Origin of the sequence: Candidatus Nebulibacter yamunensis (assembly GCF_024208055.1) — a bacterium.
GTDB classification, from domain to species: Bacteria; Pseudomonadota; Gammaproteobacteria; order Francisellales; family Francisellaceae; genus Caedibacter; species Caedibacter lacustris.
Genome location: NZ_JAMBMW010000018.1, coordinates 28,712 through 40,786 on the forward strand (window position 1 = coordinate 28,712; position 12,075 = coordinate 40,786).

At 35.6% G+C, this 12,075-nt stretch carries 13 protein-coding genes and 1 rRNA gene; 11 read left to right on the top strand and 3 right to left on the bottom strand.

The window, feature by feature from the left end:
* The first annotated feature begins 96 nt into the window (after nt 1-96).
* The 3 genes from M1V25_RS08155 (at nt 97) to M1V25_RS08165 (ending at nt 4,246) form a co-directional block, all read left to right on the top strand.
* Entirely contained in the window at nt 97-1,500 is a 1,404-nt protein-coding gene (locus tag M1V25_RS08155; RefSeq protein WP_498842961.1) for a nicotinate phosphoribosyltransferase, read from the top strand.
* 185 nt (nt 1,501-1,685) lie between these two features.
* Nucleotides 1,686-3,470: an SET domain-containing protein gene (locus M1V25_RS08160; protein ID WP_116964438.1), complete on the top strand. Its 1,785-nt coding sequence runs from the start codon at nt 1,686-1,688 to the stop codon at nt 3,468-3,470.
* A 110-nt stretch (nt 3,471-3,580) separates the two neighbouring features.
* Nucleotides 3,581-4,246 (top strand): phosphoribosyltransferase, encoded by a 666-nt coding sequence (locus M1V25_RS08165; RefSeq protein ID WP_116964439.1) that lies wholly within the window; start codon nt 3,581-3,583, stop codon nt 4,244-4,246.
* Between the two features lie 27 nt (nt 4,247-4,273).
* Here M1V25_RS08165 and zapE read toward each other — a convergent pair whose 3' ends face one another.
* Nucleotides 4,274-5,335 carry a cell division protein ZapE gene (zapE, locus tag M1V25_RS08170; RefSeq protein ID WP_116964440.1) on the bottom strand — a complete coding sequence of 354 codons (1,062 nt, stop codon included), beginning with the start codon at nt 5,333-5,335 and terminating at the stop codon, nt 4,274-4,276.
* Nucleotides 5,336-5,343: 8 nt separating this feature from the next.
* Complete coding sequence (locus M1V25_RS08175; protein WP_116964441.1) at nt 5,344-6,660, bottom strand: MFS transporter; 1,317 nt, start codon at nt 6,658-6,660, stop codon at nt 5,344-5,346.
* A gap of 237 nt (nt 6,661-6,897) precedes the next feature.
* Here M1V25_RS08175 and rpmH point away from each other — a divergent pair, with 237 nt between their 5' ends.
* The 7 genes from rpmH (at nt 6,898) to lolD (ending at nt 11,539) form a co-directional block, all read left to right on the top strand.
* A complete protein-coding gene (rpmH, locus tag M1V25_RS08180) occupies nt 6,898-7,032 on the top strand; it encodes a 50S ribosomal protein L34 (protein ID WP_116964442.1) in 135 nt (44 codons plus the stop codon).
* The gene (rnpA, locus tag M1V25_RS08185; protein WP_498842962.1) at nt 7,022-7,369 is read left to right on the top strand and encodes a ribonuclease P protein component; all 348 of its coding nucleotides are present in this window, start codon (nt 7,022-7,024) and stop codon (nt 7,367-7,369) included. Before rpmH ends, rnpA begins: the two co-directional genes overlap by 11 nt.
* A complete protein-coding gene (yidD, locus tag M1V25_RS08190) occupies nt 7,324-7,590 on the top strand; it encodes a membrane protein insertion efficiency factor YidD (protein WP_116964444.1) in 267 nt (88 codons plus the stop codon). The genes rnpA and yidD overlap by 46 nt, the downstream gene beginning before the upstream one ends.
* A gap of 4 nt (nt 7,591-7,594) precedes the next feature.
* A complete protein-coding gene (gene yidC, locus M1V25_RS08195) occupies nt 7,595-9,271 on the top strand; it encodes a membrane protein insertase YidC (RefSeq protein ID WP_498842963.1) in 1,677 nt (558 codons plus the stop codon).
* A gap of 131 nt (nt 9,272-9,402) precedes the next feature.
* Nucleotides 9,403-9,517 (top strand): 5S ribosomal RNA (rrf, locus tag M1V25_RS08200).
* A gap of 89 nt (nt 9,518-9,606) precedes the next feature.
* The gene (locus M1V25_RS08205) at nt 9,607-10,857 is read left to right on the top strand and encodes a lipoprotein-releasing ABC transporter permease subunit (protein WP_116964446.1); all 1,251 of its coding nucleotides are present in this window, start codon (nt 9,607-9,609) and stop codon (nt 10,855-10,857) included.
* Nucleotides 10,850-11,539 carry a lipoprotein-releasing ABC transporter ATP-binding protein LolD gene (gene lolD, locus M1V25_RS08210; RefSeq protein WP_116964447.1) on the top strand — a complete coding sequence of 230 codons (690 nt, stop codon included), beginning with the start codon at nt 10,850-10,852 and terminating at the stop codon, nt 11,537-11,539. The genes M1V25_RS08205 and lolD overlap by 8 nt, the downstream gene beginning before the upstream one ends.
* A 50-nt stretch (nt 11,540-11,589) precedes the next feature.
* Here the strand turns inward: lolD and M1V25_RS08215 are convergent, their stop codons facing one another.
* A complete protein-coding gene (locus M1V25_RS08215) occupies nt 11,590-11,691 on the bottom strand; it encodes a type II toxin-antitoxin system HigB family toxin (protein ID WP_420810631.1) in 102 nt (33 codons plus the stop codon).
* 125 nt (nt 11,692-11,816) lie between these two features.
* On the opposite strand from M1V25_RS08215, the gene M1V25_RS08220 reads away from it, so the two are divergent.
* Nucleotides 11,817-12,075 (top strand): hypothetical protein (locus tag M1V25_RS08220; protein WP_498842964.1); only part of this gene is annotated, 259 nt, incomplete at its 3' end.

Consider the following 12,075-nt stretch of genomic DNA (forward strand, 5'->3'; position numbering starts at 1 on the left):
GAATTTATTAGACATGAAATCTATGGATATATGGAGCATATAGAGTTATTTTAATTAACTTGTTGTTCAAATAGCTTTTGAGAAAGGAGAATCCAAATGTTCAAATTTAGTGCAACTTATACCGATTTTTATCAATTGACAATGGCGCAATGCTATTTTTTAGAAGGTAGAAAGTTTCAAACTGCCACTTTTGATTATTTTTTTCGTAAACATCCCTTTAATGGTGGTTATGCTATATTTGCCGGATTACAAAGCTTATTGGAGATATTGGATGGTTTTCTCTTTACCGAACAAGATTTGATATTTTTACAAAGACAAGGTTTTAATCAGCATTTTTTAAATTATTTACAAGATTTCAGTTTTCAAGGAGATATCTACTCATTCCAAGAAGGAGATATTGTTTTTCCCAATCAGCCAATTTTAACAGTTTGTGCGAATATTATTGAAGCCCAAATCGTTGAAACAATCCTTTTAAACGTCTTAAATTTTCAAACCTTGATTGCAACGAAAGCAAGTAGAATACGCCAAGTTGCCAAGGATAAACGGCTACTTGAATTTGGTCTTCGACGTGCTCAAGGTCCTGGTGGTTTTTTTGCATCACGCGCCGCAATTATTGGGGGATTTGATGCTACAAGCAACGTTCAAGCAAGTCGAGTACATAATATTCCCGTTGCTGGGACAATGGCGCATTCGTTTATTCAAAGCTATGAAAATGAGCTCGAAGCTTTTCGTCAATATGCAAAAAGTTTTCCTCACAACACCACTTTATTGGTAGATACCTATAATACATTAAAAAGTGGAATTCCCAATGCAATTACAGTTGCCAAAGAAATGGAAAGCCAGGGGTTAAGACTAAAGGGTATTCGTTTGGACAGCGGTGATTTAGCATATTTATCAAAAAAAGCAAGGCACATGCTTGATACCGAAGACTTGCAATATGTTGGTATTACCGTATCTAATCAGTTAGATGAATCTGTTGTGAAAAGCTTAATCGAACAAGATGCACCTATTGATAGTTTTGGCATTGGGACGTCTTTGGCAATTGGTTACCCAGATGCTGCTTTAGATGGTGTTTATAAATTGGCACAAATTGATGATCGTCTATGTATTAAGATTTCTGAAAGCATCACAAAAACCACTTTGCCAGGACATAAACAAGTATACCGTCTTCTGGATCATAACAACCAGTTTTATGGTGGTGATGTTATAACGTTTTTTGATGAAAAATCGATTACCCAAATGCATCACCCATTTGAAGCTTTCAAGCATTTGAATATTGATGGTATTGCAAAAGAACCTTTATTACATAAAGTAATGCAGCAAGGGAAGGTTTTATCAAAACAGCAAGATTTAAATATGATTGCACAATATTGTCGTCAGCGTTTGGCACAACTGCCATCAGAATATAAACGAACAACAAACCCGCATTTATATAAAGTTGGAATGAGTGATGCCTTAAAACAAAAGCGTGATCAATTGATTGAGCAATATCATATATAGCCATCGCCTCACCCTAACACATGGTGTAAACAAGCTTACGTTTACATTCCCTAACGATTCCTAATTTGTAATCTACTACATACAGCTTGATACATAAGATAGATATTTTCTTGCGCAAAATTCTGTTAACTTCAATTTTCTGCTTGCTCGGCAAGACTTTCCAACAGAAATATAAGGTGAACTTTATGCAGAATTTTGGTCGTTTGATCTTTTTTGTTTCTCTTTTTTTTATATCTTTAGTCAAATATGCAAATTCTAATGACTTGAGCCTTGATAACTCAACTATCTTCGATTATGGATGCAAGGAACAAAACAATTCAAAATTTAAAGTCATAGTAGAAAAATATGAGCGTCAGCTGTTTTCATTATATGAAAAATGTACTCACATAAATCTTATACGCTCCAATGACCCTAATGTAATAATATCGAACTTTGAGAACGCCTTAGAGAAGAAAGACATATGCCATGTGTCAACGCACGATATAAAAAAAATGATTTTAGATCGAGGGTATTCGGAAATCACAATGTTGCATATAGCAGCACTATTTCCAAAACATAAACTCTATGAAGAAATTTTAAATTTAATAAGATTAGATGCTGATGCAATTGAAGATATAACAGGGGCAACGCCAGAAGATATTAGAAATTTAGTTTTTATTGATACTTCAAAAATTGGTCAGGTAGAAGATGGTGTACTTTATAGTAATCACATTAAAAAATCATGTTCTGATATTATTGATAGCTGGCATAGTAATTATACTAATATAATTTATGATTTAAATAATGTGCTATCTAAAAATTTTGGGTTAAATTATCAACTAAAGTTAAATAACGAATCGCTCAAGGAAATTTGTATAAATCACAATATCTGTTTATTTTTACCGAATAAAAAACAAAGAAAAAAAATGCAACCAAAGTTAGAGCATTTATTTAAAGACGAGAGGGAATATACAACGATAGAAACTTTCTACACCACTCATTCCAATACAAAAATCAAAGGTAGTTTTGCGTTGCAGGATATATCTCCTGGTGAGGTAATTCTGGAATATCCTGGTAAATCCAGCTCATTGACTGAGTACGAGACTGAAGATTCAAGCAGAGAGTATTCGTATGCTTATCAAAATGGAAACAAGATTAGGGGTATTGCTTCATATATAAATGACTGTACCCCAAATGTAACAAAGATTGACGTATTATATAAGGGTGCTATCAGGGGGGTGATGGTGGCAATAGATACGATAAAGCAAGGAGAACAGTTATGCTCAGACTATGGTATGCATGATATAAAAAGGTTGAGATATGAAAACTTTAATGAGAAAAGGTTAGACTCAATAATGAGCAACCCTGAGACATGGCGTAAATTAAATAAATATGTGAGTAATGGCTCGGATAGTGCTCACATATCAACTGATAACTATGATCCTCTTGTTCGTTTATTACTTAATGAAGGGGAACAAGACTTAGAGTCGATCTATAATCGCTCCCTTTTAGTCCATATTTTAAATAGCCCATATGTTCTTTTAAATCTATTGCTTAATAAACAAATAACCCGTTACCAATTAAGACTACTAGACGTAAGGATCTCTCCTCAATTAATGTTAAATTATTATCATATAAACTATTTAAACCTACTCTTCAATTTGTCTGATTATTTTTTAAAAGAAAAAGAAAAGACGGGTAAAATTGAAGAACAAAATTCTGTACATCGAAGTTTTAAATGGCTTTTAAAAAAAGCGATGCCAATGAATTTTGTACTGAGCTACCTTAACTTCCTCAACCACAATGACTTCTTTATTACAATAGAAGAAAAACACCAAAAGGAAGAAAATCTAATAGAAACTGCTATTGGTATGCAACAGGTCTTTCTTGCTAATAGTCGACTTGATAATAGTTATAAGCAGTATATACGAGAAGTTAATTTTAACGATATGTTTAATGAATCGCCTATTGCACCGAAAGATGACTTATAAATTTGGTGTTTATCGTAAGATGTCACCTATCGCTCATTGTGCGAGCCTGAAAGCCTTCATAACATTATCCATCTGAAGTTAAACCAATAAGGTTATCAAGGGCATTCCCGATGAGAGTTTTTAAAAACCGTGCCGATGCAGGACAACAATTAGCTGAAAAATTATTAAGTTACCAAAACAAAAAGGATGTTTTGGTTTTAGCTTTGCCTCGTGGAGGAGTCCCCGTTGCGTTTGAAATTGCAAATATATTGCATGTGCCAATGAGTGTTGTTCTTGTCAGAAAATTAGGTATCCCTGGACAGGAAGAACTCGCTATGGGTGCTGTTTCTGAAGGTAACGTTCGTATCCTCAATCAAGAGTTAATCCAACACCTTAATATTAGTGAAAAACAGATTCAACACGTGTTGCAAAAAGAACAACAAGAATTGGCTCGACGCTTACAACGTTATCGTCAGGGGAAACCATTACTTAAATTAAATAACAAAACTATTATTTTAGTTGATGATGGTATTGCTACAGGCGCTACCTTTAAAGCTGCCATTCAAGCGTTAAAAACTTCAAACCCTAAAAAATTAGTTATCGCAACACCTGTCGCAAGTCATAGTAGTTTTCAAGAAATTACTTCATTAGTCGATGAATCCGTTTGTTTAGTTACCCCAGAACCTTTTTACGGCGTTGGACAATGGTATCAACGCTTTGATCAAATCAGTGATGAAGAAGTTTTAAATTTACTTCAAACCTCACCTGTGAAATTCGATCATTTAGAGCAAAAATAAATATGGTAAGACATATGCGTCTTGCCTTTAACGCTTGAAATAATCATCACTTTGCATTGCCTGCAAGCGGCTTTTCGTACGTTGAAACTCAAACTTTAAACGTTCACCTTGATATATGTCATCGAAATGCCTATCTGCTGAGATAATCACATACTTTCCTTCATCATAAAATTCATCAATCATAGCGATAAAACGCCTTGTTTCGCTTTCAAACTTTGTCGTCAAAATAGGCATCTCACTGATAAAAATATAATCAAAACGCTTAGCAAGTGCGATGTAGTCATTGACACCACGTGTATCACCACAAATGGCAAAAAAATCAAACCAAATCATTTGTTCATCGACTGCTTTGACCCTGACCAAGCGATCTTCAAGAATAATTTCAGTGTCATAGATTGCGAAGGAAGATGCCTGTTTTTTGAATAGTAAAGTTAAGGTACTTGTTCCCTGAGTAAGTGGATAAAAATAACGTTGTACACTTTGCAAGATTTGTTGGCGATAATCTACTCCTGAATCGAGATTGAACACTTCCACATGTTCAGTAAGTGCGTTTATTGCAGGCAAGAAAAGTTCGCGTTGCAATCCTCCTTGATAAAGCCTTTCAGGCGGAATATTCGAAGTAGTAACAAGGGTGACATCAAGACTAAAAAGCATTTTAAAAAGATTGCCTAAGATCATAGCATCGGCAATATCTTCAACAAAAAATTCATCGAAACAGATGACTTTTGATTGTTTGGCAATGTCCTTGGCAGTCTCATAAAGCGGATTCTTCTGACCTTGAAATTGTTTTAATAAGGTGTGAACTTCTTTCATGAAGTGATTGAAATGCTGGCGGCGCTTAGACGATAAGATGAGAGACTCATAAAACAAATCCATAATAAAAGTTTTACCACGCCCAACACCTCCCCACATATATAACCCTTTGACTGATTGCACTTTTTTTCTAAACAATGACCACCTGTTTTTTTGGTTTACATTATTTAAAATGTTCCCAATGCTTTCCAGTTTCTCTATTGCTTGCAATTGAAGACTATCTTGTTGGAAGTTTTGTATTGTAATGTATTCTTGATAACGATCAATAAGGCTCATATAAACAATTAAACTGTTTGTTCAAATTCATTGTCTTTATCTTTGACAAAACACAATAAGATAAAGGCTAATACCATACTCAAGGTAAGGATGGAGAACGCCATATGATAAGAGGAAACCGCAAAATGCTTAACGGCATTAACAGGTACCATGCCTTGAGCATAATGGATGACTTGACCTGTACTGTTGATATAATCACCCGTCCATGTCAACTCTAAGAAGTATCCAATCAGTGGGTCGAAGATTGCACCTAACACAGGCTCACCTGTATTGATAAGCGCTGCGACTGTTGCAGTAACAGCAAGTGAGTTGATGCGTCTACCAATGGCAAAAGTTAGCATATATATACCTAAGCAAAAACCAAATACAAACAAACAAATGGATGAAATTAGAGGTGAGGTTTTAAAAGTCAACACAATCGCAAGACTAATAGTTGCAACAACGTGAAAGCTTAGCATTAACTTTTTGGTATTAAAGTTCTCAGAAAGCTTACCAATGATAGGAGAACCAATCGCCATGCCCAAGAAAATCATCGAAATTATTCCTGCTGCATATTCGGTTGAGACTTGATATTGCTCTTTGAAATAATTATTTCCCCATAGACCGGCAAAAGCATCAATTGCAGTAAAGCTTAAGCCAGAATAAAGTGTAAGTAACCAATTATCACGATTAGTGAGTACAGTTTTAATCGAAGACCATTTTAAGCTTACGCCTTCAGAAAATAATACTTTTTGCTTTGGGTTATGATCACGAACAATCAGAAAATATAAAATTGCACCAACAATACCAATACAAGCACAAATGGCAAGAGCCTTATGCCACGATCCAGTGGAGCTAATTAAATAAGATAGCGGCGCTTGACCCACAATGGCACCTAACATGGCAGCAGTTGCTAGAAAACTTGCAACAAAGGCAAATTGCTTAGGTGAAAACCATACCGAAGTTGCTTTGATGTAACTGACGGTTGCAAAAGAAATACCCACACCAATCATGATCCGACCAATATAAGCTAACGGTAAGTTGCTAATATCTGCGGCATAGACAAAAAGTAAAAGACCACAAGCCGAAGTCATCAATGACAAGGCGCTAATGAGTCTAAAACCAAATCGATCCAAAATAACGCCAGAAAATAATTGCGTAATGACAATTGTCCAAAAGGTAATCGCAACAAGCGAGCCGGCTTCGGAAGCCGAAATACTAAAGGATGACATAATATCATTGGCGATAAGTCCTGGAAAAACTTGCATGATATATTTGTAAAACAATAAGAATGCGCTAAACAACACAATTAAGATAACATAGCCTTTTATTTTATGAATAGACATAAAGCAAACAGTTTAAATTTGTAATTCATTGATAACCAACATCTTAACCGTTTAAATGACAAAATAAAGAAATAATTTTAGTCATGACTGATTAAAGAAAACTCAGTGAATTTTTATTGGAATGATGGGTATTTTATTGACCAATAATTTTTTTTCGCTTAGAATCTGCGCTTTGCACAAATAGCATTACATACTTTTATACTTTAATTTTAAATAATCTAAACGAGGATAATAAATATGAAAAGAACGTTTCAACCAAGCAACTTAAAAAGAAAAAGAACGCATGGCTTTCGTGCGCGCATGAAAACTTTAAGTGGTCAAAAAGTATTGCGTAATAGGCGTGCTAAAGGCAGACATAAGCTTGCCGCTTAATGCACTTAAAAAAGAAAACATATTAAATGCCAAGCGATTTAATCTTGGCTTTTCACGCATCTGCCAAAAAATTCATACCAAACATTTTTCTTATCTTATCGCTCAAGGCGAAGACCTTAGCACAAGCATCGGTATTATCGCTGGTAAAAAGAAAGTAAAAACAGCAGTTAAACGCAATTTATGCCGACGCTTAAATAAGGAAATGTTTCGTCATAACAAAGCTAAATTTACCAACACAATGTTAATCGTCATTGTAAGCCAACATGCAGATGCAGCAACGAAGGAAGATTTATGGTGTTCTATCAACAGTTTTCTCGCACAATACGCACAATTATAGCACTACCTTTTATTGTACTTATTCGTAGCTACCAGATATTTATTAGCCCCTTATTAGGGATGCGTTGTCGTTTTTACCCTAGTTGTTCGCAATATGCACTAGAAGCAATTAAATTGCATGGTTTACTGATTGGGCTTTGGCTAATTACAAAAAGGCTGATAAAATGCCACCCAGCCTGTCAAGGCGGATATGATCCAGTACCAAAGAAAGAAAAGGTTTAAACTCATGAAGTCAAACTATATAAGAATATTCTTAATAGCGCTTATTGTTGTGATTTTTATGTCACTTATGGCGCGTTGGGAAGAAATGTTTTCACCAAAACAAACGCTAACGCCTCAAAATCAATCTCAAACAAGCTCACAACAAATGTCAACTACGGCAAGTGATACGAAACAACCTGTTGTAACAGTTGATGCAACTAAGCAAGACTTCAATAGTGATAACATTAAACCTATTTCACTCGATACCAAAGTTTTTGCTAATTTAGAAATTAGTCCGCTAAATGGCGCAATTATCAATGCTGCTTTAAAAGACTACGATGTGAGCCTAACCGATAAAAGCCCAATGCCGCTTTTAAACAATAAAACTGGCAGTAAATACATTGCACAAAGTATTATTTACATTAACAATCAACCACAAAAAATAATCTTCACTCAACACAGCGTTGACAAAAAGACTACTGAAACAATCGTAACTTTAAGCGCACAAACACAAGGTATTGAAGTTGTTCGCCAATACATTATTGACGATACGGCATATGCAATCACTGTTAAACAAAGCATTAAAAATACCACAAACGTACCAGTAAGTATCACTTTTGATAATGAAATAACTCGTGAAGTCATACCAGAAAGCCATAGTTTTAGCTTGTTCGATGCGCATTCTTATTCTTTCCAAGGCGTAGGATTATCTTCAAATCAAAAACCTTTTCAAAAAGAATCGTTTAGCGATCTTGCTAAATCAACTCAAGCAGTAGGGGTGACTACCAACAAAGGCTGGGCAGCAATGATTCAGCATTATTTTGTAAGCTTATGGCTGCCTAACAATCCAAATACAAGCTTTAACGTTTATGCAAATAAACTCGCAACTAACACTTATCAATCAGGTGTGAAAACTCAACCCGTCGTTGTTGAAAGTAGTCAAAGCATAGAAAATACCAATATTCTATATACTGGACCAACCATTACTAAGAACCTTGAAGGAATGGTTAAGGACTTTGGTGCAAATAGACCCGATGGTTTAGATAAGCTTGTTGACTATGGGATGCTGTCTTTTATTTCAGTTATTATCTTCTGGCTTATGACTCTTATCCATAATGTTGTTAATAACTGGGGTGTCGCAATTATCCTTGTTACTGTTTTAATCAAACTGCTGTTTTATCCATTATCTGCTAAAAGCTATAAATCTATGGCAAAAATGCGTATGCTTCAACCACGCATGAAGAAGTTACAAGAGCTTTATAAAGGAGATCGCCAAAAGCTTGGTCGCAAAATGATGGAGATGTATAAAGAAGAAAAGGTCAATCCAGCAAGTGGTTGTTTACCTATTCTGATTCAAATTCCAGTATTCATTGCACTTTATTGGGTGTTATTGGAAAGTGTGCAATTGCGTCAAGCACCATTTGTTTTCTGGCTACATGACTTGGCATCGAAAGATCCATACTTTATTTTGCCAATTCTAATGGGTATTTCGATGTTTGTGCAGCAAAAAATTAGCCCAACTTCAGCCGATCCAATGCAAGCTAGAATCATGATGTTGATGCCTGTTATCTTTACAGTTTTCTTTGCTTCTTTCCCATCAGGTTTAGTATTGTATTGGTTAACCAACAATGTGATCAGTATTGCGCAACAATGGTATATTACAAGAAAATATACCGCAATCTATAAAGCAAAGCGTGCTTAATTCCAAACATTTGCCTAATACAATCAAAGCTTACTTAATAGCTTCTGTTTTTGAATGATAATAGAGAAATCCAAAAAATCAGTTAAAAAAATAATGGACATTCGTCATGGCAGTAGTTAAAATGCCGCTTGCTTGACGATAATAGCAAGTTGGTCCCACCTGAATCCATTCCGAACTCAGAAGTGAAACAACTGAGCGCTGATGATAGTGTAGTATTCGCTATGTGAAAGTAAGACATCGTCAGGCATCTATGTATAATTTCCCGTTTTTAAAATATTTGATCAAGCAGAATTATGCTATGATACGGCGAGTTTTGTTTTAAGGATTTTAGCTAGATGTATCGACCATTACCCCTATTTATTGGGTTGCGTTACCTGCGAGCAAAAAAGCGTAATCAGTTTATCTCTATTATCTCTGCGATTTCATTTATTGGGATTGCGCTGGGTGTTGCTGTTTTGATTACCGTTATGTCGGTGATGAATGGTTTTGATGAGCAAATAAAGGATAGAATTTTAATGATGGTTCCACCGATTAAAGTCTATCAAGCAGGCGGTAAACTCTATTATTGGCAAGCATTTTCAGAAGACTTGACACAAAAAGATAAACGTATTTCAGGTGTAGCACCGATTATTGAAGGTCAAGGAATGCTCTCAGTTAATGACACTAATGCTTTTGCTGCAATTCAAGGAATTGAACCACAGTATGAAAACTCAGTTGTGCCGATTGCCGATCATATGGAACAGGGAGAGTTAAATTCATTACAATCAGGGAAATTCAATATCATCTTGGGCAAATATTTAGCACAGTCGCTTGATGTAAAAGTCGGTGATAAGGTGACATTGATTGTACCACAAGCCAATTTAACACCGGCGGGAATGATGCCACGCTTAAAACAATTTAAAGTATCAGGTATTTTTTCGGTGAGCTATCAATACGACAGTTACTATGCACTTGTTAATATTGAAGATGCAGCCAAGCTTTTTCAAATGGGAAATGCAGTGAGCGCATTACAACTTGGTGTTAAAGATATTTACCAAGCGCCTTTTTTAAAGCAAACTTTAAATCATTCCATACTATCTGACTTTTATATTGCACGAGACTGGACGGACGAAAATAAAAGCTTCTTCCAAGCTCTACAGATGGAAAAAACGATGATGTTTTTTATTTTAATGCTGATTATCGCAGTGGCAATTTTTAATCTCCTTTCATCTTTGGTAATGGTGGTGACTGATAAGCGTTCTGATATTGCCATTATGCGCACCTTGGGCATGTCATCAAGGCAGATTATTATGACATTTATCATTCAAGGCTTAGCAATAGGAATCATTGGGACTTTAATTGGCGTCATTTTGGGTGTAATTTTGTCAATAAATGCGACTGAAATTGTCAACTGGATCCAAGTTGTCTTTCACGTTCAATTCTTAAGTCCAAGCGTCTATCAAATTGACTTTATTCCCTCCAAGCTTATTTCAAATGATATTCTCCATGTTGGGATTGCTTCGCTTTTATTGAGTCTTTTGGCGACTTTGTATCCAGCATGGAGCGCATCGCGCGTTCAACCTGCGGAGGCGTTGCGCTATGAGTAATCTAGATAACTACGCGATTTGCTGTCGAAATTTAGATAAAACCTACAAAGACGGTAAGCTTCAAACACAGGTGTTGCACGAGATTAACTTTGCAGTTAAGCATGGTCAAAAAGTAGCAGTTTTGGGACAATCTGGTTCTGGAAAAACAACGCTTTTGAATATGTTAGCAGGTCTTGATTCACCAACAAAAGGAGAGGTCTATCTGGCTGGAAAGCGTATAGATTGTCTATCGGCGAATAAGCGAGCTTTAATGCGTAATACTCATTTAGGTTTTATCTATCAACTTCATCATTTGTTGCCAGAGTTTAGTGCTTTGGATAATGTGATGCTCCCGATGATGATGCGTAAGAAAATCCTTAAAAAAGAAGCCCATCAAGCTGCAATTGATATGCTTTGTGCCGTAGGATTAGCGCATCGTGTCAAGCATAAACCCGGTACGCTTTCAGGTGGTGAGCGCCAACGTGTTGCTATTGCAAGAGCATTGGTCACAAAGCCAAGCTGTATATTGGCAGACGAACCAACGGGAAACTTAGATGCACATAATTCTGAAAATATTTTGCGACTTATGCACGAATTAAGCACACAATTTAAAACGGCATTTGTGGTCGTCACGCATGATAAGCAGTTTGCTAAAGAAATGGACTATATTTATCGCATAGAAGATGGAAAGCTAAATTTTTAAAAGTAGTTACCATTTTGCCTGTTCTTAAGTGGAAGGTCATAAAAAAGTATCTATGCTGACGTTGAATCTATTAGTCTTAACTTATTTCCACCAATGTTAAACACATAGTATTTTCTAATTTTGTCGACACTAGGGAATGTTTTTCTCATAATATCAAAACTCTCACAAAAAAAGCGAAAAAGCTTACCGCTAAATTATAGATTGTCTTAATTCTTAAATTTAGTGATGGACTATCCTTAATGCAGACTTAAAAAGAAAAGAAAAAGGATAACCTATCATGATTAAGCAATTATATAAAGTCGTACAGAGCCAATTACATACGCTTGTTTCAGCAAATAAAACCAATAAAAATAAAAAAGATAATATGATGTTCTATCAACCTCAGCCTTCATTGTTGCAAGAGTTAGAACCTCGCATTATGTTTGATGGTGCAGCAATTGCCACAGTCGATATCATGGATGGAGTAAACGCCGATGAACAAAACTACGTGTTAGCGGCGCTTGCCGAAAATGAACATGCCAATCAGACAGAAAGTC